The 22,029-nt window shown below is 56.6% G+C and carries 26 protein-coding genes; 18 read left to right on the top strand and 8 right to left on the bottom strand.

All coding sequences use genetic code 11. From position 1 onward, the window contains the following. The 6 genes from QIT27_RS15670 to rho form a co-directional block, all read left to right on the top strand. On the top strand, positions 1–189 hold a 189-nt coding region (locus QIT27_RS15670; RefSeq protein WP_285264339.1), incomplete at its 5' end, for a hypothetical protein. A gap of 110 nt (positions 190–299) precedes the next feature. Further along, positions 300–500 (top strand): hypothetical protein, encoded by a 201-nt coding sequence (locus tag QIT27_RS15665; RefSeq protein ID WP_285264338.1) that lies wholly within the window; start codon positions 300–302, stop codon positions 498–500. Continuing rightward, entirely contained in the window at positions 469–1,545 is a 1,077-nt protein-coding gene (locus QIT27_RS15660; protein WP_285264337.1) for an LPO_1073/Vpar_1526 family protein, read from the top strand. Before QIT27_RS15665 ends, QIT27_RS15660 begins: the two co-directional genes overlap by 32 nt. Before the next feature lie 141 nt (positions 1,546–1,686). Beyond that, complete coding sequence (locus tag QIT27_RS15655) at positions 1,687–1,929, top strand: type II toxin-antitoxin system Phd/YefM family antitoxin (RefSeq protein WP_058092928.1); 243 nt, start codon at positions 1,687–1,689, stop codon at positions 1,927–1,929. Then, positions 1,926–2,189 (top strand): Txe/YoeB family addiction module toxin, encoded by a 264-nt coding sequence (locus QIT27_RS15650; protein WP_285264336.1) that lies wholly within the window; start codon positions 1,926–1,928, stop codon positions 2,187–2,189. Before QIT27_RS15655 ends, QIT27_RS15650 begins: the two co-directional genes overlap by 4 nt. Before the next feature lie 236 nt (positions 2,190–2,425). After that, on the top strand, positions 2,426–3,382 hold the full coding sequence (gene rho / locus QIT27_RS15645) for a transcription termination factor Rho (RefSeq protein ID WP_285264335.1): 957 nt from the start codon (positions 2,426–2,428) through the stop codon (positions 3,380–3,382). Between the two features lie 49 nt (positions 3,383–3,431). On the opposite strand, the gene QIT27_RS15640 is transcribed toward rho, so the two are convergent. Next, positions 3,432–4,631 (bottom strand): DEAD/DEAH box helicase, encoded by a 1,200-nt coding sequence (locus tag QIT27_RS15640; protein ID WP_285264334.1) that lies wholly within the window; start codon positions 4,629–4,631, stop codon positions 3,432–3,434. A gap of 213 nt (positions 4,632–4,844) precedes the next feature. On the opposite strand from QIT27_RS15640, the gene QIT27_RS15635 reads away from it, so the two are divergent. Both QIT27_RS15635 and QIT27_RS15630 read left to right on the top strand, forming a co-directional pair. After that, the gene (locus QIT27_RS15635; RefSeq protein WP_285264333.1) at positions 4,845–5,267 is read left to right on the top strand and encodes a tetratricopeptide repeat protein; all 423 of its coding nucleotides are present in this window, start codon (positions 4,845–4,847) and stop codon (positions 5,265–5,267) included. Positions 5,268–5,276: 9 nt separating this feature from the next. After that, positions 5,277–5,747 carry a YehS family protein gene (locus QIT27_RS15630; RefSeq protein ID WP_285264332.1) on the top strand — a complete coding sequence of 157 codons (471 nt, stop codon included), beginning with the start codon at positions 5,277–5,279 and terminating at the stop codon, positions 5,745–5,747. Here the strand turns inward: QIT27_RS15630 and QIT27_RS15625 are convergent. Then, entirely contained in the window at positions 5,744–6,499 is a 756-nt protein-coding gene (locus tag QIT27_RS15625; RefSeq protein ID WP_159341868.1) for a class I SAM-dependent DNA methyltransferase, read from the bottom strand. The two genes, QIT27_RS15630 and QIT27_RS15625, sit on opposite strands and share 4 nt — an antisense overlap. 90 nt (positions 6,500–6,589) lie before the next feature. Between QIT27_RS15625 and QIT27_RS15620 the strand changes: the two genes are divergently transcribed. Continuing rightward, the gene (locus QIT27_RS15620) at positions 6,590–7,051 is read left to right on the top strand and encodes a GNAT family N-acetyltransferase (protein WP_285264331.1); all 462 of its coding nucleotides are present in this window, start codon (positions 6,590–6,592) and stop codon (positions 7,049–7,051) included. 118 nt (positions 7,052–7,169) lie between these two features. Further along, on the top strand, positions 7,170–7,580 hold the full coding sequence (locus tag QIT27_RS15615) for a DUF4019 domain-containing protein (protein ID WP_253018910.1): 411 nt from the start codon (positions 7,170–7,172) through the stop codon (positions 7,578–7,580). A 54-nt stretch (positions 7,581–7,634) separates the two neighbouring features. Here QIT27_RS15615 and QIT27_RS15610 read toward each other — a convergent pair whose 3' ends face one another. Together QIT27_RS15610 and QIT27_RS15605 are read right to left on the bottom strand one after the other, a co-directional pair. Further along, positions 7,635–8,237: a YqaA family protein gene (locus QIT27_RS15610; RefSeq protein WP_159341871.1), complete on the bottom strand. Its 603-nt coding sequence runs from the start codon at positions 8,235–8,237 to the stop codon at positions 7,635–7,637. Between the two features lie 12 nt (positions 8,238–8,249). Then, positions 8,250–9,059 (bottom strand): DUF1206 domain-containing protein, encoded by an 810-nt coding sequence (locus QIT27_RS15605; protein WP_285264330.1) that lies wholly within the window; start codon positions 9,057–9,059, stop codon positions 8,250–8,252. Between the two features lie 186 nt (positions 9,060–9,245). Between QIT27_RS15605 and QIT27_RS15600 the strand changes: the two genes are divergently transcribed. After that, positions 9,246–10,076 carry an AraC family transcriptional regulator gene (locus tag QIT27_RS15600; protein ID WP_285264329.1) on the top strand — a complete coding sequence of 277 codons (831 nt, stop codon included), beginning with the start codon at positions 9,246–9,248 and terminating at the stop codon, positions 10,074–10,076. Here QIT27_RS15600 and QIT27_RS15595 read toward each other — a convergent pair. Then, positions 10,062–10,655: a LysE family translocator gene (locus tag QIT27_RS15595; protein WP_285264328.1), complete on the bottom strand. Its 594-nt coding sequence runs from the start codon at positions 10,653–10,655 to the stop codon at positions 10,062–10,064. The two genes, QIT27_RS15600 and QIT27_RS15595, sit on opposite strands and share 15 nt — an antisense overlap. 165 nt (positions 10,656–10,820) lie before the next feature. On the opposite strand from QIT27_RS15595, the gene QIT27_RS15590 reads away from it, so the two are divergent. Further along, a complete protein-coding gene (locus tag QIT27_RS15590) occupies positions 10,821–11,675 on the top strand; it encodes a bifunctional transcriptional activator/DNA repair enzyme AdaA (RefSeq protein WP_285264327.1) in 855 nt (284 codons plus the stop codon). Here QIT27_RS15590 and QIT27_RS15585 read toward each other — a convergent pair. Continuing rightward, a complete protein-coding gene (locus QIT27_RS15585) occupies positions 11,672–12,592 on the bottom strand; it encodes a glutaminase (protein ID WP_285264326.1) in 921 nt (306 codons plus the stop codon). The genes QIT27_RS15590 and QIT27_RS15585 overlap by 4 nt on opposite strands. A gap of 215 nt (positions 12,593–12,807) precedes the next feature. Between QIT27_RS15585 and QIT27_RS15580 the strand changes: the two genes are divergently transcribed. From QIT27_RS15580 to QIT27_RS15565, 4 genes are all read left to right on the top strand, one after another. Then, positions 12,808–14,178 carry a cytochrome P450 gene (locus QIT27_RS15580; protein WP_159341875.1) on the top strand — a complete coding sequence of 457 codons (1,371 nt, stop codon included), beginning with the start codon at positions 12,808–12,810 and terminating at the stop codon, positions 14,176–14,178. Between the two features lie 15 nt (positions 14,179–14,193). Beyond that, complete coding sequence (locus tag QIT27_RS15575) at positions 14,194–15,123, top strand: alpha/beta hydrolase (protein WP_285264325.1); 930 nt, start codon at positions 14,194–14,196, stop codon at positions 15,121–15,123. Positions 15,124–15,305: 182 nt separating this feature from the next. Then, positions 15,306–17,498, top strand: a complete 2,193-nt coding sequence (locus QIT27_RS15570; RefSeq protein ID WP_285264324.1) for a S8 family serine peptidase — start codon at positions 15,306–15,308, stop codon at positions 17,496–17,498. A gap of 10 nt (positions 17,499–17,508) precedes the next feature. After that, on the top strand, positions 17,509–18,957 hold the full coding sequence (locus tag QIT27_RS15565; protein WP_285264323.1) for a cobyric acid synthase: 1,449 nt from the start codon (positions 17,509–17,511) through the stop codon (positions 18,955–18,957). A gap of 6 nt (positions 18,958–18,963) precedes the next feature. Here QIT27_RS15565 and QIT27_RS15560 read toward each other — a convergent pair whose 3' ends face one another. Further along, on the bottom strand, positions 18,964–19,368 hold the full coding sequence (locus tag QIT27_RS15560) for a RidA family protein (protein ID WP_054641791.1): 405 nt from the start codon (positions 19,366–19,368) through the stop codon (positions 18,964–18,966). A gap of 187 nt (positions 19,369–19,555) precedes the next feature. Between QIT27_RS15560 and QIT27_RS15555 the strand changes: the two genes are divergently transcribed. Further along, positions 19,556–20,116: a hypothetical protein gene (locus QIT27_RS15555; RefSeq protein ID WP_285264322.1), complete on the top strand. Its 561-nt coding sequence runs from the start codon at positions 19,556–19,558 to the stop codon at positions 20,114–20,116. Positions 20,117–20,229: 113 nt separating this feature from the next. Continuing rightward, complete coding sequence (locus QIT27_RS15550) at positions 20,230–20,757, top strand: cytochrome b (protein ID WP_285264321.1); 528 nt, start codon at positions 20,230–20,232, stop codon at positions 20,755–20,757. Positions 20,758–20,848: 91 nt separating this feature from the next. Here the strand turns inward: QIT27_RS15550 and QIT27_RS15545 are convergent, their stop codons facing one another. Continuing rightward, positions 20,849–22,027, bottom strand: coding sequence for a vWA domain-containing protein (locus tag QIT27_RS15545; protein ID WP_285264320.1), 1,179 nt, complete (start codon positions 22,025–22,027; stop codon positions 20,849–20,851). Positions 22,028–22,029: the final 2 nt, after the last annotated feature.

Below are 22,029 nucleotides of genomic sequence, written 5' to 3'. Positions count from 1 at the left end.
TTAGAGCTTTCTGAACTTGAAGGAGTTCAAATACTAATACCAATGCATGATGCTGCTTTATTTCAGCATACTAACCAAGTGGAACCTCATTTAGTGGTTAAAATCTTTGAAGATGTAATGACTAGGGAGCTCTCCGGAAAGGTAGTCGGCAAGGCGTCTATTGAACCATTTTATAAGATAAGTAATTAATCACATGTAACTCGAGAGACGGTATAACAAGGCGTTGCTAGTGGACAAATTTTCCTCTGCGCTCCATATTTGCCGCAGAGCGCGGCGTTAGAATTTAATCGGAGTAATTCTTGGATACTATTATCGAATGGATTAGTAACAATCACACTTGGGTATTCAGTGGTGTAGGAATATTTATCATTGGCGGAGTAATTGCTCTTTTCAAAAGAAAGGGGGGCGACGGTATTAGTCAGAAACAACGCTCGGGAAATAACTCCACGAATATTCAGGCGGGTGGAAATGTTGAATTTACTCAGAAAAATGACAAGTAAATCTAGTCAAAAGCAAGATGCAGGTGATAATTCAACAAACCTGCAGGGTCAACAAGTAATAGTTAATCAAGGTGTTTCATATTCAGACGCAAAGGAAATTGCAAATGACGTTTTCAAGGCCAATTTTATCGAGCTAAAGAAAGAAGCCGCTGCTATAGCCCAAGAAAGAGCTGAAGAGATAACGGAGAAGGTTATTTCAGAGCTTAATGAAAGGCACCCAGAGTCCTTGAGTGAGTTCGAACAACCCGCAATGCAAGATGCTTTGTTTAATGTGCAAAAAAAATATGCAATCAGTGGTGATCAAGACTTGGGTGATCTCTTGGTAGATATTTTGGTGGATAGGGCTTCTGAACCCAAGAGGAACATGGTTCAAATCGTTCTTGATGAATCTCTTAGTATTGCACCAAAATTAACAATTGAACAATTCGATACTTTGACGCTCAATTTTTTGCTGGTAAGAACCCGAAGATTGGATGTTAAAAACTATGACGAACTCATTGCTCATTTTAAGAAAAGAGTTGTCCCATTTGTAGAGAATTTGTCCGATTCTCACTCAGACTATACTCATCTAGAGTATTTGGGATGTGGCCATGTAAGGGCTGGAAATTACGGGCAGCTGGAACAGCGACTCAGAGATACGTATAAAGCCTTTTTCTCAAGTGGGTTCACCCATGAGGAGTTAATTGCTGAAATAGGTGAAGGTCATAACCTAACAGGGCTAATAATTCCTTGCTTTCATGATTCTAGTAAGTTGCAAATTGGCGTCCTAGATGAAAGTGTTCTTGAGCACATTTCAGAAATAAATGGGCTCGGCCAAGAGGTAGTGGCTAAGCTTAAACAATATTTTACCAAAACAACAAAGAATCAAAACGACATAAAAGCCATGTTTATAGAGGCTATTCCAGAGATGGAAAAAATATTTGATACATGGAATAAGTCTTCCTTTAATCAATTTGAGTTAACAAGCGTAGGTATAGCAATAGCACACGCTAATTATAGAAGACGAACAGGTGAAGCTATGGATCTTTCAATATGGATAAAATAATTCTAACAAGTAGCTGCAACGGAAAAATACTCGCTGAGCTCTCATTTTGCCGGTGAGCTAGACGTTATACAAAGCGTCCGTCTTGACGTACGTACCCAAAGGCGTACATTAGTGAAAAGCTTAACACATAAGAGGTGCGTCATGACCGGAATCACAGCCACTGAGGCGCGCAGCAATCTATATCGCTTGATCGACGAGACCGCCGAGTCTCACCAACCCATCGTTATCATGGGTAAGCGGAACAAAGCCGTCCTGGTTTCCGAGGAAGACTGGTCTGCCATTCAGGAAACACTTTACCTGCTCTCCGTGCCGGGTATGCGGGAGTCTATTCGTGAGGGGATGGATACCCCCGTGGATGAATGCGATGAGGAGCTGGACTGGTGACATGGACGTTGGTTTACACCAAGCAAGCTCAGAAAGATGCAAAGAAACTGGCCTCCAGCGGCCTCAAACCAAAAGCCCAGGAATTGTTGGCGCTGATTGCAGAGGACCCTTACCGCAAGCCGCCACCGTTTGAGAAACTCATTGGGGATCTCTCGGGGGCCTATTCACGCCGCATCAATATTCAACATCGTCTGGTTTACCAAGTACTGGAAGAGGAACGGGTGGTGAAAGTTCTGAGGCTCTGGAGCCACTACGAATAATGCATAATCAACAACAGCGCATCAGCGTGTCTACCGCTGCGCCCTTTTCGCCGACAGTTCAGGCGCGCCCATGCCATCCGTATCGCCCTAGCATCGGAAGATATTCAGCAGCCCGAAAAGACGCTACGTACTGTCATAGAGGTCGATGAATACCCTGCCTAGTTTTACATCCGCCGTCGAGTAACCGCGAACACGGCCAACCACGAATCCCCACTTTGACAAGACGGCCCCAACCCATGACCCGCAAAACCCTAAGCCTCAAAACGAAAAGACCAACAGAGCCCAAACCCACCAACGAAGTCGAAGACCCAACCACCACCGACCCCATAACACGCTTCCTAAACGGCACCGCCATTCATCCCTCCCCACGCCTGTATTTAGCGCCCAGTGATCAGCCCCGCACAGTGCGGGCGATGGATTTGATTACGCCCATCGGCATGGGGCAGCGGGGCTTGATTGTGGCACCGCCCGGTTCTGGCAAAACGACGCTGCTGAAGCATATCTGCCAAGCCGTAGCAGAGGCTTACCCAGAGATAAAACTGTATGCCTTGCTGATTGATGAGCGCCCAGAAGAAGTCACCGACTTTAAGCGCAGCGTCTCGGCTGAGGTGCATGCCTCGTCGTCCGATGAAAGCTACGCGAACCATGTGCGGATGGCCGATCAGTTGCTGGATAAAGCGCGCAAGCAGGCAGGCGAGGGGCTCGATGTGATGATCGTGATCGATTCACTCACCAGGCTTTCGCGGGTTCACAATGCCGAGCAGCGGGGCAATGGGCGCACGATGTCGGGTGGATTGGATGCCCGTGCGATGGAAATCCCCCGCAAGCTGTTTGGCGCAGCGCGAAAGATCGAAAACGGCGGCTCGCTCACCATTCTGGCCACGGTGCTGGTGGATACGGGAAGCCGAATGGATCAGGTGATTTTTGAGGAGTTTAAGGGCACGGGCAATATGGAGCTGGTGCTATCACGGGACGTGGCGAATCAACGAATTTTCCCGGCGATTGATATTGCCAAAAGCAGTACTCGCCGAGAAGAGCTGTTGATGGATGCAAAAGATGTTGAAAAAGTAAGGACACTGCGCAGAGCGTTAACACCGCTTAAGCCCATAGAAGGCGCTCAGAAGCTGCTTGCACTGTTGGAGAAATACCCCACGAATGCCGAGCTGTTGGAGGCTTTTTCGCCCGCTGAGTAGAGGTGAAGCTCACCCTTGTAGTCTTAAAAGTGAGCTTCTTGGTGAACGCTTAACGGCTGCTTTTTTTAACGTGGTTCAGGTTAGACGCGGGCACGGCTTTTTTGACCGGGAAGCCTTCCACTTCTTTGCGCTCAATCGTGTTTTTCAAGCGCCTTTCAATCGCACACAGGTTTTTAAAGTCGCTGATATCGACCAGCGAGATGGCTTCACCGGAGGCACCCGCGCGGCCGGTGCGGCCAATGCGGTGGATGTACTCTTCCGGCTGGAAGGGTAAATCGTAATTCACCACACGGCTGAGTTCACCAATATCCAACCCCCGCGCGGCGACGCCTGTAGCCACCAGGTACTTCAGCTCACCCGATTTGAACTGATCCAACACTTTTTCACGCATGGCTTGGCTTCTGCCGCCATGGATGGAATCCGCTTGAATGCCGCGTTTTTCCAACTGAGCCACCAGCTTGGCCGCGCTGTGCTTTTTCTCGACAAAAATCAGCGCCTGATCCCACGCTTGCTCGGTGATTAGGTGGCTTAACAGGGCGGACTTGGTGTCTTTGTCGACCGTGATCAGCCACTGTGTGATGGTGGCGGCGGCGCGCACGTTGGGCGCAATGGAGATGTTCGCCGCCATGTCGGTCATTTTGCTGTCTGAAAACGCGTGGGCGATGGCGCGCACGTCGTTGGTCATGGTGGCCGTGAAGAGCAGGTTCTGTCGGTTCTCCGGCAGGCGCACGATGATTTTGTGGATATCATCGACAAAGCCCATATCGACCATTCTGTCCGCTTCGTCCAGCACCATGACTTGTAGTTCATCAAAGTGCAGCGCGCGCTGATGCGCCAAATCCAGCAGCCTGCCCGGTGTGGCGACCAGAATATCCACCCCTTCGATCAAGCGCTCTTTTTGCGGCGCGGTATCCACGCCGCCATACGCGGCCATCGAGGTGAGCGCGGTATGCTTGGCGTATTGCGCCACACTGGCTTCCACTTGAACCGCCAGTTCGCGGGTGGGCACAAGGATCAGCGCACGAATGCGTTTACCGCGCAGCGGCTCTGCGGCTTTGCTGAACTGTTCCAGCAGCGGCAGCACAAAGGCCGCGGTTTTGCCCGTGCCGGTTTGTGCGGTGGCGATTAAGTCTTTGCCCGACAGAATGGCAGGAATTGCTTGTTCTTGGATGGGCGTTGGCGTTTTGTAACCGAGTTCGGTAATCGCCTGAACGAGAGGGCTTGATAAGCCTAGTTTTGCAAAGGGCATGAGAAGCTCTGACAGAGTGTCGTAAGGGGTGTCGAAAATAAAAAGTGGTGCAGCATAGCGTAAAATCAGCTGTCCGACGCTCGAATACGCGTTTATTTCCATCCAACCTTTCCCCGTGTGCCCATCCCCACAATGTATAATCCTGCCATGACGCTAAACGCACGCGCATGTAGGGCGTTTTGTCTCCATTCCGAATGAACAGGGTAGTGGTCCATGATTAACACCAAAATTTACAAGGCGGTGTACGAACTCGCCGAAAAGCTGATGAAGGCCGCTGCCAAAGATGACCGAGCCACTTTTGAAGCGCTGTATGCCGAGCTGCAGGCGCTCTGCACCGAGCACGAGAACACCGAGAAAGACCACCCGGAGCAGTGGGAAACCCTGGCTGACTTCACCGAAGAGCTAGAAGACGCGCTGCCGATCTACCAAAAAGCGCTGGATAAAGCGGTGGCCAAGCAGTCGAATGACCACATTGCTTCGATTGGGTTTTCCATGGCGGCACTGCAAGTGGAGCTGGGCGACACGCAGGCGGCCATTGAACGCTTGCAGCAGGCCCAGGCCAGTGCCCAAACGATCGAAGATAACGAGCTGAAAGCAGAAATCGATGAACTGCTGGCCACGCTAACCCACGCCTAGGACCCCATTTTGACCAATAACGATATTTTTCGCCGTATTCGCTACACCTTCGATTTGAAAGACAACACCATCGTCAAGATCTTCGCCCTGGCCGACGTGAGCGTGACCCAGGAGCAGGTGACGGCGTGGCTGAAAAAAGACGAGGACGACGCCTTCGTGACCATGAAGAACAAAGAGCTGGCGTCGTTTTTGAACGGTTTCATCAGCTTTAAGCGCGGCAAGCGTGAAGGCCCGCAGCCTGCCCCGGAAGCGCAGCTGAACAACAATATGGTGTTCCAGAAACTGCGTATCGCGCTGAACATGAAAGCAGAGGATATTTTAGAAGTGTTCGAGCAAGTGGGCTTGCCGCTCAGCCCTCACGAACTCAGTGCGTTTTTCCGCAAGCCGAGCCATAAGAATTACCGAGAGTGCAAAGACCAAATGCTGCGTAATTTCTTGATGGGCGTACAGCGGCAGCTTCGGCCCAACGATAACGGTTAAGCGAGGCGCTCGCGTTTCACACACACGAAGATCGCATTGCCCGAGACGTTATCCCAGGGCGTGATGGTCTGGTAATCGTGCTCGAACACGTGCACCTCGAAGGTAGGCTCCAACAGGGCGATGAGTTCGCTAAAACTGACGGCCACCATGGGGTGCTCGTCGTGCCACACCTGCGTTGTCTCCGCCGTGGTCTTTTCGATGCTCAGTCGCAGCGACTGCCGCTCCCCTTGGCCGCTGTAGTGCCATCCCGAGCGGAAAGTGAAAGACTCCTCCGCCTGCTGGGCCGTGTGCTTTACGAACAGCTCGTTATCTATCCGCTGTTTATCCACCACGTTGAAGCAGAACACGCCGCCCTCGTTCAAGGCGCGGTGAGCGCTGGCGATGCAGTCGCCGAGCTTCTCGAGGCCATCGTTGTAGTGGATGGAGTAAAGAAAGCAGGTGATGAGATCCAGCGGTTCGTCGACCTCGAAGCGGCTCATGTCTTGTAGTGAGAAGCTTGCCTCTGGGCAGCGTTGGGCGGCGATATCCAGCATCGGCTGGTTGATGTCCAAGCCGCTGCTGGTGAAGCCAGCATCCAGAAAATGACGTACGTGGGGGCCGGTGCCGCAGGCGACATCCAGATGGCGTTTGCCTTCGTTGCCAAAAATTTGGTGCAGGCGGCGAATGGCGTTGCTCTGGGCCTGGTAGTCGATGTCGACGCACATCAAATCGTAGTAGCCAGAAAGGTCGGTGTAGAGTGCGTTGACGGACATAGTGGCCTAATGGTGAGGGCTGAAATACATTGGGTGGCGCATAGTAAACGAGCGATTGGGGTTTGAGAAGCGAAGGCAGGGGAGCCACGTATGCAAATATGCGTTGAGACATTGGAAGAGCAAGACGTAATAACGCTGCTTGAAGAGCATATGGCCGATATGCACTCCACATCGCCACCTGAAAGTATTCATGCCCTTGATGTGACGGCGCTCAAAGCGCCAGAGATTACCTTCTACTGCGCTCGCCGGGACGGCGTGCTGTTAGGGTGTGCGGCGCTGAAGGCGCTGGGCAACGGCCAAGCGGAGCTGAAATCCATGCGCACCGCGCCAGCCTCCCGCCAGCAGGGCGTCGCCGCTCAACTTTTGGCGCATTTATTGGAGCAAGCGCGCTCCCGGGGGTATCACACGCTGAGCTTGGAAACGGGGTCGATGGCCTTTTTTGAGCCAGCCCGGCGGTTATACGCCAAGTTTGGGTTCGAGTACTGCGAGCCGTTTGGTAGTTATCAACTAGATCCGAATAGCTGTTTTATGACGCGGCGGCTGAGTGAGTGATTTTGCACTCTTTCACAGTTTGGTTATCGCTTTAGGGGTAATGTGATTAAAGAAATGGTGCGATGCTCCGATAACTACTTAAGTCGCACGAATTGTTGGATTGCCATAAGAGGCTGCTATGCCAAAACCCCTTGCTCTTTTTCTCTCCGCTCTGCTGCTGGCGTTGACTACTCATGCGCAGGCGTCCAGCGTCGAGGCGGCGGAAGCGGCCGCGCTGGCGTGGTTGGAAGCGATCGATCAAGGTGAGTACGAACAGGCGTGGGAGAAGTCGTCGCCGCTGCTGAAAACCCCGCTGTCGCCTACCATGCTGCAACGGGTAGTAACGCTGGCGCGTAGCGAGCTAGGCAGCGTGGAGTCTCGGCGGCGCATCCGCATGTCGCAGTACACCTCGATGCCGGGTGCCCCCCGCAACGACTACAAAGAGTTCGCTTTTCAAACCCAGTTCACGAACAACCAGCGCGTGGTTGAAGTCGTTACGCCACATCTGGAAGAGGGCACGTGGCGGGTGAGTGGGTATTACGTGCAGTAACGTGCTTTGAGCGCCCATCAATAGCCGCCAACGCTGGCGGCTATTGTGTTTTTTCTACACGATCAATCCCGCCAGCGCCTGCATCCCCAGCACTACCAGCAGCACCACGCTACCCAGTACCAAGCTGGTTGTCAGCGCGTGGTGTCTCCACATGCTTTCCACTCGGTGACCAAAGCGGTGCACGAGCCACGCTAGGCCATAGTAGCGCAGCCCGCGGGCAATCAGGGCGGCCAAGGCGAACAGCACGATCGGGTAGCCGGAAAGCCCAGCGGTGATCATCGCCACCTGAAACGGAATGGGCAAAATGCCAATCGCTAAAATGGCGGCGAAGCCGTACTGGTCGAAGAAGCTTTGAAACGCCTGATAGCTTTGCTCCATTCCCATGAAGTCGATGAACCAGGTGCCCACCGACTGATACAGCACCATGCCCACGCCATAGCCCACGATGGAGGCCGCCAAACAGCCCAGCGTGGTGGCGGTGGCAATCGCCCAAATGCGCTGCCGGTTCACCGCCATGAGCGGGATCAGCACCAGCTCGATGGGAATCGGTAGGATGATGGTTTCCAGAAAGGAGAGCGTGGCGAGTAGCCACAGCATGTTTTTCGAGCCGTTGATACGCTCGAACCACTGTTTGGTTCGCGTGGAGGTGAAGGCCATGGATCGACGTCGCTATAGGGAAGGGTTGATGCGGCGGTAGAAGGCGGTGAGTAGGCTGTACACACCAAATGCGAATAATCCAATGGCGACGAACGCAAGCAGCCACTGGCCGAAGGCTTGGTGTCTCAGCGTGCTCAATGCTTCCGCCGTGCCGCCTGCTTGGCTAGGGTTGAACTGATAAGCCGCTATGATAAACAGGCTGCCCACGATCGCAAAGACCAAGCCACGCACCGCCAATCCAAAACGACAGACGGGGTAAGCCCAGCGCTGTACATGGGCGGGCATGGAGAAGTGGCGATCGAATTTGGCCTTCCAGCCTTTGATGGCATGGGCAACCCCCGCCCCAATCAGAGCAGCCCCCACGGCCGCGACCAACCAGCGCCCCAGCGGCTGCTGCATCAGCCAGCTAACGGCATCCTGAGAGCCGCTGCCAGAGCCGCCGGACGCGCCCAAACGAACGATCAACTTGGCTGCAAAATATGCCAGAAGCGTGTGAGTGACGGCACTGACCAGCAACCCGCCGCGAATCGCGAGGCCTTTGGGGCCATTGCCATGGTGGTCGGTGTCTTGAAGTGCTTGTAAGGTGCGCCACACGGCATAGCCCACTAATCCAAGGGCAATGATGCCGAGCATTATTTTGCCGAAGGGGGCGGTCAATACGCTTTCAAGGGCGCCGCGACTGCCTTCGGTTTGGCCCCCTTGGCCTAGCGCGGCCAGCGCGGCCAGCCCGCCCACCAGTAAATAAACCACGCCCCGCGAAGCGTAGCCCATGCGGGCGAACAGTTTCACCGCGTCCCGATGTGTCGGGGTATGATTGGCCATGGTGTCCTCCTGACGTGAATGGCGCTGCCGATCCTTCCGGCGGCCCATACTGTGCGTGTGACGGGGTATTGTCCAGCGTAGACTATGCGGCCGCTCGCAGGGTATGTTCACTCCCACCAGCGCCAAAGGCGATGGCGCTTGTCTTGCGCCTACTATCTTGAGCCGACTAGGGAACTCGATAATTCGATGAAGGATGCACGGCCTATTTTCTGGCGCGATGCGCGTATGCCCCATGTCGAGCTGCGCGAGATAAAGGATGCGCGACAGGTGTGCTACGCCCCGCACAGTCATGCGCACTGGTCCGTGGGGGCGGTGACCGCCGGTGTCAGTACCTTTATGTATCGCGATGCATCGCATCCGATCAGCGCCGGTGACGTGGTCATGATGAACCCACACTGGGTGCATGCCTGTAATCCCGTGGCCAACCAACCTTGGGCGTATCGAATGCTCTACGTGGATACCCGCTGGATGAGCGCGCTGCGTTATCGGCTTGGCTTGTTGCCCTCCCCACACTGGCAAGACATCGCGACGGCGGTCATCCGCCAGCCGAGTCTCTACCACCCGTTTTGTGAAATGGCCGACTGTTTGTTGGATGAACGTGTCGCGATCGATCAGAAGCGGCAGGTGCTCACCGCGTATCTGACCACGTTGATGACCGAGCTGGCGAAGGAGCCACCCCTGGCACCATCGCCGACGCCTGAGCTGCTGGCCCGAGTGGCCGAGTATTTGCGCACACATTGTGCCCACGCTATTTCGCTGGAGGCGTTATCCCAGCAAACGGGGTACAGCGCAGGGCACTTGATTCGAGCGTTCAAGCAGCATTACGGCTTAACGCCCCATGCCTATTTGATTAATCAGCGTATTCAATTAGGGCAGGCGGCGTTAAGGCAGGGCCAGCCGATTGTCGAGGCGGCGCTAACGGCGGGGTTTAACGATCAGCCTCATTTTCAGCGCACCTTCAAACGGCTGGTCGCGGCCACGCCGAATCAATATCGCACACCGTTATTCAAAAAGTAGATATATCGCACTGCCTGCCAAGCCTATTGCCAAACAGCGGTTGATCGTCAGTAGCACAATGGGGTGGTGCATATAGCGCTTGAGGAACGCTCCTGCGTAGACCCAGCTTGCCAGCGAGAACCAGCAAATAGGCAGATAAAGAGCCGCAAACAGACCGATGAGATAAGGATCGTTGCCGTTGGTGTACGCGCCAATGCCCGCCGCCGAGGCCAGCCACGCTTTTGGGTTTAGCCACTGCATCGCAGCCCCTGTGAAAAAGCCAGGGGCTTTATGTGGGTTGTATTCCCCCAGGCGGCCATCGTGTTGTATCAGGCGAACGCTGAGATAGAGTAAGAACACGATTCCGACCCATCGTAGCGCCTCTTCTAGCCATGGCATCACATGGAGCAGCGAGTAGAGACCCGCGCCAATGCCGAGAAACAGTACGATAAAGCCTAAGGTTGCCCCTGTAACAAACGTGAGCCCTTTGTGCACGGGATAGTGGGTGCCGCTGCTCAGACAAACGATATTCACCGGCCCTGGGGAAATAGACGCCGCCAAGGCAAAGGCCGACATGGGTAGCAGTAGGGATGTGCTCATGATAATCCTCCTGAAGGGAGGTGGCAGTGTGGGAGCAGGGCACCCTCGGCGTATTGCACAAAATTGATGTGTGACGTGCGCAAGATTCGGGTGGGGTTTGGCGGGTTAGCTGGTTAAGCTTGTTAACGATGAGTATTCCGCAACACTGCCCGTGAGATGGAAGCAATGAACGACTACGCCCGCATCGAAAAAGCCATGGCCTTTATGGTGGCGAATGCAGCCCAGCAGCCCAGTTTGGACACGATCGCGGCGCAGGTGCATTTGAGCGCGTTCCATTTTCAGCGGCTGTTTTGCCGTTATGCGGGCGTCAGCCCCAAGCGCTTTTTGCAGGCACTGACGCTGGCGCGGGGGAAGCAGCTGATCGCCTCTGCCCAGAGCCTCACCGATACCGCCCAGGCGCTGGGGTTGAGCGGCGGCTCGCGGCTTTATGACCATTTTGTCACGCTGGAAGCGGTGACCCCTGGGGAGTTCAAGCGCCAAGGGGAGGGTGTGGAGATTGCTTATGGTATTCACCCCACGCCGTTTGGCGAGGTGTTGGTGGCTGCCACCCCCAGAGGCATTTGCCGGATGGGCTTTCTGGCCGCTACACCCGAGGCGGATATTCTCGCCCTGATAGCCGCCGAGTGGCCGCGCAGCACGCTACGCCACCAGCCAGATGCCACCCGTTATGCGGTTGAAGCACTGTTCGAGCCAAGGAACAACGCTGCGCCTGGGGCGCTCTCGTTGCATGTGCGTGGCACCAATTTTCAGCTGAACGTGTGGCGAGCGCTGCTGATGATTCCCGACGGGCAGCTTGCCAGCTACTCCCATATCGCTCAGTGGCTGGGGGCTCCCAAATCGTCGCGGGCGGTGGGGAATGCAGTGGGGGCTAACCCGGTGGCGCTGTGGATTCCTTGCCACCGGGTGATTCAACAAAGCGGTGCGCTCGGCGGCTACCGCTGGGGGCTTGAGGTGAAACGCCAAGTGCAGGCCTGGGAAGCCGCCCAGCACCTTGAATCTCAAGAGAGCGCTCGTAGCTAGTGCCCAAAAACGGACCAGCCGGTGCGCTGCACGAACATCTCCAGCGCCCGGGTGCCCAGCAGGCTGTTGCCATAACGGTCCAGCCCTGGCGACCACACCGCCAACGAACCGCGCCCCGGCGCGATGGCTAAAATGCCGCCGCCTACGCCGCTTTTGCCCGGCAAGCCCACGCGAAAGGCGAACTCCCCCGAGGCATCGTAGTGGCCGCACATCATCATCAGCGAGTTGATCCGCCGCGCCCGCTGGGGTGACACCACCCGTAGGTTGCTAGGACGGTTGACACCATCGGAAGCCAGAAACAGCCCGGCGTGTGCGAGCTGGTCGCTGCTCATGGCGATGGCGCACTGGTGAAAGTAGGTGCCGAGCACTTTATCGACATCGTGGCGCAGCCGCCCGAAAGCTTTCATGAAGTGGGCCAGCGATGCATTGCGGTGTTTGTGCTCCATTTCCGAGGCGGCGACCTGGTGATCAAAGCAGATGCTATTGTCGTCGGCGATGTAGCGCACGAAGCTCAAAATTTCCGCCAGGGTCTCTTTGGGTTCGTGGCCCATCATAATGGCATCCACCACCGCAATGGCCCCGGCATTGATGAACGGGTTACGCGGTTTGCCGCTCTCGTGCTCTAGCTGAACGATGGAGTTGAACGGGTCGCCGGAAGGCTCGCGACCTACTTTCGACCACAGCCCATCGCCCCATTTGCCTAGCGCAATGGTCAAAGTAAATACCTTGGAAATACTCTGAATCGAGAAGGGCGTGGTCGCGCAGCCCGCTGAAAAGCGCTCGCCCTCGACCGTGGCCAAGCTAATGGCGAACTGGCTGGGGTCTACGTGGGCTAGCTGCGGAATGTAGTCGGCCACGTTGCCGCGCTCGGTCTCTTGCGCAAGCTCGGCGACTATCTCGTTCAGTATCTCTTGCATATCGGGCGTAATCGGTTGGTGGCGGGAGCCGCTACCCTAGCGGAAAATACCCAAGCTGTCTGCTGGCATTGCCTTGATGGCATGGCCCATAACGCTAACTAAGTTAACGCCTAGCTTGATTTAAGTGTTTGTTGCAAAAGGTCTCGGTGATTTCCTTGCGTCTGCTGGGGTGGACTCTAGACTGTCACGATAGCCGTATCATTCAAGGAGCAGGAATGGATAGGACATCCACCCCTGAGGCGTTGCCGACCGCAACGCTCAGGGAGACCATTGCCATTATCAGCCAAGTCATGGCCCCCAACGTGGCAAAAGGGGTCATTCGCCGCCGCCCGAACGTCGTCGGGGTGGTGGAGCGCTTCGGGCTGGATGCCAAAGGCATTCGGCAGCTTCAAGCGCTCAGTAAAAAGTATGGCCGTGGCCCGCTCATGCTGAACGTGCCTACAAAGAGGATGGCGGTGATCCTCGACCCCGCCGATGCCAACCATGTGTTGGCGCACACGCCGGAACCGTTCGCGACGGATGAAGCGCTTAAGCGCAGCGCGCTCGGTCATTTCGAGCCCAAGATGTCGCTTGTGTCCCACGGTGAAGCACGCCAAACGCGTCGCCACTTAAACGAGCGAGTGTTGCAGAGCGACTGCCCGCATCACCTGTTTGCCGATGCGTTCGCCCAGGTGGTCGAAGAAGAAGCCGAGGCGCTCGTGGCTCGCACTCAAACACGGTTCGATGAGCTGGATTGGCCGACCTTTCAACACGCTTGGGAGCGTATCGTGCGGCGTGTGGTGCTGGGCGATAGCGCACGGGATGACCAGACGGTCACCCGCGAATTAGCACGGCTGCGCAAGGCCGCCAACTGGGGCTTTATGCGCCCTAAGCGCAAGCGCTTGCAGCAGCGGTTCGAGCAACACTTGGCGTTTTACTACCAGCAGGCCGAGCCACATAGTCTGATGGCAATGCTCGCTCATCATACGAACCAAGAGGCGGATAGCGCCCCGGCGCCGCTGCAGCAAGTGTCGCAGTGGCTGTTTGCGTTTGATCCCGCCGGTATGGCGACGTTTCGAGCGCTGGCGCTCTTGTGCGCGCATCCTGAGTATGCGGCCAGCGCGCTCGACGAGGTAAATGATGCTTCGCCGCCTTCCATGGATCGGCTCAAGGCGAGCGTGCTAGAGGCGCTGCGGTTATGGCCCACCACGCCACTGATTTTAAGGCAGACCACCCAGGCGACTCAGTGGAAGCAGGGAGAAATGCCGGCCAACACGTCGCTGTTGATTCACACGCCCTATTTTCATCGCGACGAGCGCTACCTGCACGCTGCCCATCGGTTCCTGCCAGAGATGTGGTTGCGCCCGGACGGTGCAGGGCGTTGGCCCTTGGTGCCGTTCAGCGCCGGGCCGGGGGTGTGCCCTGGCAGGCACATCGTGCTGCTCGTCACTAGCCGATTGCTCGCTGCGCTTCTTCGGCGTGCGCGCTGGGCGCTGCATCCCCCCGACAAGCTGTCCGGCGAAGCGCCGATGCCGGGGTTACTTAGCCCGTTCCATGTGCGCTTTCGGCTGGAGCGTCATTCCGTTGAAAGTGATGCCACGGCGTAAGAAGGAGACCACGCGATGCCACACGCTCAGCCTACGACCGGTTTACGTTTCGATGTGCTGGTGAATATTCTGCCGGCGGAGGCCGATATTCCGCCGCTGCGATGCTATACGGCACGAGATGGCGGTACGTTGAATTATCGGTACTATTCCGCCCGCCGCGCCTCTGCCAACGAGCAGGCCGCGCCGCCTTCATTGTTGGTGCTGCTGCACGGCTCCTCGGCCAGCAGCCACTATTTGGCTCCCATGGCAGAGTACCTAGCGACATCGGCTGGCTTCGATGTCCTTACCCCCGATTTACGCGGCCACGGGCCAAATCCTATGCGGCGGGGTGACGTAGATTACATCGGCCAGTTAGAGGACGACTTGGCCGATCTGATCGAGCACGCGAAGCATGAACACGCGCCCCATGAACGTGTGGTGATTGGCGGGCACTCTTCCGGCGGCGGGTTGGCGCTGCGCTTTGCGGCGGGCAAGCAGGCGGGCAACTTAGCGGGTGTGGTGCTGTTGGCGCCGTTTTTAGCTTATAACGCCGCCACGGTGCGTAAAAAAGCGGGCTGGGCCAAGCCGAACCTATGGCGCATCGTACCGCTGGCGCTGCTGAATCAGCTGCGCGTTACTCGCTTCAATCACTGGCCGGTGCTGCAGTTCAACCTACCGCTAGCCTACCGCACCGGGTCGGAAACGCTGCGCTACACCTACCGCATGATGGAGAGCTTTGGTACCGCCAATTACAAAGCGGACCTAGCCAATATCCGCGCGCCCATTCTGGTGCTGGTGGGGGATAGAGACGAGGCGTTTTACGCCAAGCAGTTCGAACCTACCATTCACCCTCATGCGCCTCAGTCAGAGTTTGCATTCATTGCTGGCGTGTCGCATCTGGATATCGTGGTGAATACCACCGCTGCTCAGCGTATCGCCCTCTGGGCAGAGACCCACGGCCTATGACATGAGCTTTATACGACTTGCTAGGGGGCTTTCCTCAGTATTTAATGCCGTTGCCTTTCCTAGTTTTTTAACTGGGTTTTTTAACTGAGCTTTCTAACTGAATTTCTACATCAGTTTTCCAACGCCATTAGTGCAAGCGAGTCACTCTATGCAACGCCATACCGATATGCAGGGCTGCCGCGATGTTTGAACGGCGCCCTCTCTTCCTAGCGGTAGGGATCGCGCTGGGCACTCTGACAATATCAGGATGTGGTTCCAGTGGCGGCGGCGGGGGAGATAGCAGCCAGGGCGTGCATACCCCTAGCGGCGCTTCCCCGGGTGTCGGGGCCAGCCAAACCCCCACACCGCTTGAGCCGGGGTTGGTGAGAGTGGCGGTGGCGGATAGCGCGTTTGATGTCGCAACTATCACCAATAGCGAGCGGGTGATTGACCGCTTGGATGTGTACACCGGCTCCGCCGACGTTAGCGGCGTGGATGAGTGGCACGGCAATGCTGTCACTTCTACCATCACGGGCGGTACTTTGGGCAACGCCCGCCTGGATCTTCTGAAAATAGAAGATAGTCAGGGGGCGACGTTAAATAACGCTCTGGATTACGCCATTGGTGAAGCCGCTAACCGCGGGGCACGGGTTATCAACGCCAGCTTCTCCCGCCGTTTGGAAGCCAGCGACCCTCGGCTCACGTTCAATGGGGTGACCTCGGCGACGTCGTATCAACGCGTGGTGGATGCCAACGGCGGTAAGGGTGCAATTTACGTAGTAAGTGCTGGCAATACGGGCAGCGCTATCGATACGCAAGGCAAGCCAATCTATGCCAGCCAGCCTGGGCTGTACGAAATGATGCTAATCGCCGTTGGCACAACGACCAATGGCGATATTCACCCATCGAGCAGCTATCCCGGTGACGATGCGCAGCTGCAGGCGCGCTCGATTGGCACCGACTTCGCGAACCGCGACGTGGGCGCACAGGGCACGTCGATTTCCGCCGCACGCATTTCCGAGTATGCCGCAGGCATCGTAGGGCAGTGGCCGCACCTCACGGCACAGCAGGCGAGTCAGCGGCTGTTAGATACGGCAAGCCAAGAGAGCGCTCTGTTTCAGCAGAATAACTGCGGCGCGAGCGGCACGTTGAACTGTGGCGCGTTCTACTTGGGCCAAGGCATTGCCGATATTGACGCAGCCCTGGCCCCGGAAGGTGATTTGGTCGTTAGTCAAAGCCAGCGAGTGGCCGATGGTGGCGCGCTGGCGGATGTCTCTTACCTGCAGCTTTCTGATGCCTATGGCGATGCGGTCGCAGCGTCTGGCGTGTTAGAGAACGTGGTGGCCTTTGACGCGCTGGGGCGAGATTACGCCATTGATTTAGGGCGCAATACGCAGCCCCGCTCCGCGCGGGCCACGCAGCTTCGCGATCAGATGCAGCAGATGGCAAGCGCCTCGCCATCGCACGCCACTACTCAGACGGTTGTCGAGGGCAACTATCGTTTCTCTACCAGCAGCACGGCCTACGGTGAGCTGCTGGCCAGCCGCTTTGACGGCACCTTTGGCAACGCCCAGCTCAGCGCCTTTCGTTTTTCGGGCGACCAGCCCAGCCCCATGGGTAGCTACGCCGAGCTAGGCGTGATGCCGATGATCTCGTTTCAAGCAGGGTCAGCGTTGACCAATGCCTTCGAGCGTGTTGATGGCGTAGAAACCCGCTATGCGCTAGGTGAACGGCTCAGCATGACGGCCTCCCATTGGGCCGGTGATGTGGCTGACGATGCGGCCAGCGACTATCAAGCTCAGCGCTCAGACGTAGGTTTGGCATGGCAAATTGCTCCAGGGCTGAGTATCGATAGCTATGTCGGCCAGCTTACCGAGCAGCAGGGCCTATTGGGCGCTAACGGCAACGGTGCATTGGGCTTAGGCGACGATAATCAGATGCGGTTTGCAGGCATCAGTGTGCAAGCTCAACTGGATGGCTTTCGCGGTTTTGCCGAATTCGAGCAGGGGCAGGGTAGCGCGTCGGGTAGCGGCCTGCTGACCAGCGTGAACGGCATGCGCGCCCAGCAAATGGCGCTGGGGTTACAGTGGCAAGGGGAAGGCGAGCGCGCCGAGCGCTGGGCGCTCACCCTGCGCCAGCCGCTGCGCATAGACAGCGCCACGGCGAGCTTCGATGTGCCCGTAGGACGCCGCTTGGATGGCAGCGTAGTGCGTGAAACGCGAAGCGCGTCTCTCGAGCCGTCGGGTCGTCAGCTCGATATCGAACTGGGCTATGGGTTTGCGGCCAGTGAGCGCAGCCAGTGGCAGTTCAACCTGCTGCATACCCGAGAGCCGGGCCACGATGCTGACGCACTGAGCGACTCAGCGGCCATGGTGAACTACACCTACGCTTGGTAATTGATTTGCGATGACCACACTGATGATTCAAGGCACCACCTCGGATGCGGGCAAAAGTACCGTGGTGGCGGGGCTTTGCCGTGTTCTCAAGCGCCGGGGTATCTCGGTGGCCCCGTTCAAACCGCAAAACATGGCGCTAAACAGTGCGGTGACCAGCGATGGCGGCGAGATTGGCCGCTCCACCGCGCTACAAGCTCAGGCGGCGGGCGTTACTCCCCATAGCGATATGAACCCGGTACTGCTAAAGCCAGAAACCGACCGGGGTGCCCAGGTGATTCTGCGTGGCAAGGTGTACGGCCATATGGACGCGCTGGACTACCACGCCTTCAAACGCACCGCCCAAGAGAGCGTGATGGCAGCGTGGCAAGCGTTAGAGCAGCGCTATGATGTGATTATTGCCGAAGGCGCAGGCAGCCCGGCGGAAATCAACCTGCGCAAAGGGGATATTGCCAACATGGGCTTTGCCGAAGCCGCTGACTGTCCGGTACTGCTGGTGGGCGATATTGACCGCGGCGGCGTGTTTGCTCAATTGGTTGGCACGCTGGCGCTACTGAGTGACAGCGAACAGGCCCGCACCAAAGGCTTTATCATCAACCGTTTTCGGGGCGATATTGCGCTGCTAGAACCAGGGCTAGAGTGGTTGGAAGCGCGCACCCAAAAGCCGGTGCTGGGCACGCTGCCGTATCTTCAAGGTCTGCTGCTGGATGCCGAAGATAGCATCGGCACCGTGCAGGCTGAAAAAGCGAGCCAAACGCTCAAGGTCATCGTGCCCGCACTGCCGCGCATCAGTAACCACACCGATTTCGATCCGCTGCGCCTGCATCCACAGGTATCGCTTAGCTTTATCGGCCCCGACCAGCCCATTCCCCCTGCTGATGTCATCGTACTTCCTGGCAGTAAAAGCACCGCCAGCGACTTAGCCTGGTTAAAGCGCCAGGGCTGGGACGCGGCGATTACCCGCCACCTGCGCTACGGCGGCAAAGTGCTGGGCATTTGCGGCGGCTTTCAAATGCTGGGGGAGTGGGTGGATGACCCCGGCGGGCTGGAAGGTGCCCCCGGAAAAATCGCCGGGTTGGGGCTATTACCGCTCACCACTCGTATGGTAGCGGGCAAACAGCTACGCAACGTGAGCGGCGTGCTAATAGGCGAAGAAGCGACGGTTGAGGGGTACGAGATTCATAACGGCGTTAGCGAAGGCCCCGCCCTGAGCAGGCCACTCTTCGATGTAGGCACCCACTTGGATGGGGCCATCAGCGAGGACGGCCAAGTGATGGGCACTTACCTACACGGCTTATTCGATCATCCAGAAGCCTGCCAAGCGTTACTCACCAAGCTTGGGCTAGCCAAGGCAGGCAGCGTCGATTACAACGCCCACCGCGAACAAGCCTTGGAGCGCTTGGCCGATACGCTCGAAGAACATCTGGATATTGACGCGATCCTGGCGTTAGTCAAATCTTAACGGAGGCTATTCCGCTGCAGTGTCTTTCGATGGACGTTTCGCCATCAAGGTAATTTCTACCGAACTGCCACCGCAAATGTGGGGTGATTCAGTACAAGTTCGCGCTGGGTAGCGCCCTGGCTCAAAAAATTCGGCGTAGATGCTGTCTAGCGCATTGATCTGTTTTAGGTCAGTGAGGTGAACATCCACGCGAACCACGTCCGCAAGGCTGCCACCTTCTTGCTCTAGCATGCGCGCGAGTTCGCGCATCACTAGGCGGGTCTCCTCTTTAACATCGCCCCGCGCCGCTTCCCCGTTGGAAAGATCGGCCACCGTCAGGCCAGAAATGAACATATAGTGGTCGTCAACTACCATATGGCTACCCGGAAAACTGGGTTTTGGCAGGGTAGGGTCGTTGATGAACTGTGTCATGTGCGCTCCTTGGCAATAAAAAAATGCCTTGCCTCTACTGCGACTGCCTCAGGGCATTAGGGTTCAATGAATCACCAGACTGGTGTCATCACGCGCTTTGCTCTACGCTGGCGGGCTTTTATAGCTCGCCAGTGCTTGTTGTCAGGTAGGGAAGTGGCGGGGTGATCGAACGCAACGAGAGAGCGTTATGAAGGTAGTCCATGTAAGTCAGAGTGAGCCGCGTGATGCGTGTTTGGCCAAGCTATGTGCTGAGGTGTATGGCCAGCAGACAGGTCTAACGCCGCTGGTGGTGTTTACCGGTACTAAAAATGTGCTGTTTGCCCAAGAAGGCGCACGCCTTTTGGCGGGCGTAGACGGTGCGGGCAAGCCGCTGGCGCTAGCCCTGCTAGTGCTTGATGAAGTGGGCCAGGGCATGACCGTGACCCATGCCTGTGAGTTTGCAGAGGGCGCTAAAGCTCGTTTACTCAGTGAGCTAAGCCTCAAAGCACCGCTGCGCATTGATGTTCAGAATGAAAAAGAGAAAACGTTCTATCAGCAGTGCGGCTTTAAACGCTGGTTAGCAGCGGATAATGGCCAGCATATTGGGCTGTCGGCGCGCCATCCTGCCAAGAGCCTTGAGGCGCTATCGCCCACGTTAGCACTGGATGAAGCGCTGATTTTGCGTCGCTTTAAACACGATGCGGCTGCGTTTGCTCAGGCTAAAGAGGCATTTTTAACCGGGATCAATAACGTGCCTGCGACGCTTTAAGGCAACGCGACGTTCCATTTTTTGCAACCAACTTCCATGCTGTTGTCATGATCCGGTGAGCGGTGCTGGGTAAAATAGTGCCATCGTTCAACGTTGGTTAAGAGGAACAGTAGATGGCGCTAACAGTGATGGACAGCTCTATGCGTTATGGATTGGTGAGTCGGTCATTGCATTGGGGAATGGCGCTGCTGTTTGTGTGGCAATTTTGTAGCGCAGCCGCCAGAGTGTTTTTAGAAGATACGGCGATTGAAGGCTTTCTTTGGGGTACCCATAGCCAAGTGGGTGTTGTCCTAATGGCACTCGTTGTGATTCGCGCTGTTTGGGCGCTGATGAATGCGTCACGGCGTCCGCCAGCGGTGAGCGTGATGGCGAAGTTTGGCCACTTAGCGCTGTACGGGTTGATGATCGCCGTGCCCGCGATTGCACTGATTCGCCAGTACGGCTCGGGCCGTGCGCTGGACGTGTTGGGCATTCATCTGATGGCGGGCGGTGGCGAGCGCATCGAGTGGATGACTAACTTGGGCGGCTTGTTACATGGCGAGTTGGGTTGGGCGCTGTTAGCACTGGTAGTAGGCCATATCGCGATGGCGGTATTGCACCGCAGGCTGACTAACCACAGCATTATGACGCGCATGGCATAGCCATTTAGGCGTTGCAACATGCGCAACGGCGCACCCACTGGGTGCGCCGTTTTTGCTGCTGTTGTTGCTACTGTTGCTGTCTAGGCCAACGCTACTTCGCCAATTCGCGCATAGCGGTTTCCAGCCCTTCCAGCGTCATCGGGTACATACGGTCATCGATGAGTTCACGGATGAGCGTGGTCGAGTAAGTATATTCCCACGCCCTGGGAGGCATCGGGTTTAGCCAAGCCAAACGGGGGAATTTGTCGGCCAAGCGTTTTAGCCACACACCGCCGGCTTCGTCGTTAAAGTGCTCGACGCTGCCGCCGCGATGCGTGACCTCGTAAGGGGACATGGCGGCGTCACCTACAATCACCACCTGGTAATCGGCGCCGTAAGTGTGCAGCACATCCATGGTGGGAATGCGTTCGTTGCCACGGCGTTGGTTGTTTTTCCATACGCCTTCATACAGGCAATTATGAAAGTAGAAATGCTCTAGGTGCTTAAACTCGGAGCGGGCCGCCGAGAATAGCTCTTCACAGACGCGAATGTGGTCATCCATGGAGCCGCCTACGTCCAGAAAGAGCAGCACTTTGACGGCATTGTGGCGTTCTGGGCGCATCTGGATATTGAGCAGTCCGGCATCGCGGGCGGTTTCGCGGATGGTGCTATCCACGTCGAACTCTTCTAACGCCCCTTGGCGGGCGAATTTGCGCAGTCGCCGCAGGGCCATTTTGATATTGCGGGTGCCCAGCTCCAGCGAGTCATCGTAATCCCGAAAGCGCCGCTCATCCCACACCTTGGTAGCGCGGCGGTGGCGGGAGCCATCCTGCCCGATGCGAATGCCTTCTGGGTTGTAGCCGTAAGCCCCAAACGGGCTGGTGCCGCCGGTACCAATCCACTTATTGCCGCCCGCGTGGCGCTCTTTCTGCTCCTCCAGGCGTTTCTTAAAGGTCTCAATGAGTTCCTCTAAGCCACCGAGAGACTCGATTTTGGCCTTTTCTTCATCGGTGAGCTGTTTTTCGAACTCGCGGCGCAGCCACTCATCGGGAATCAGCGCTTCGATGGCGGCGTCCATGTCCTCAAGGCCCTTAAACCAAGCGGCAAAGGCGCGATCGAAGCGGTCAAAGTGGCGCTCATCTTTGACCATCACCGTACGCGCCACCTGATAAAACGCCTCCATATCGGCAAACACCACGCCCCGCTCGACCACGGCATGAAGATCTAGCAGCTCCCGCAGTGAAACAGGTACGCCCGCGCGCTTGAGGGTTCCAAATAAGCCGATAAACATGG

Source organism: Halomonas sp. LC1, from assembly GCF_030247125.1.
GTDB lineage: Bacteria > Pseudomonadota > Gammaproteobacteria > Pseudomonadales > Halomonadaceae > Vreelandella.
This window is presented reverse-complemented; position numbering and strand designations above follow the sequence as displayed.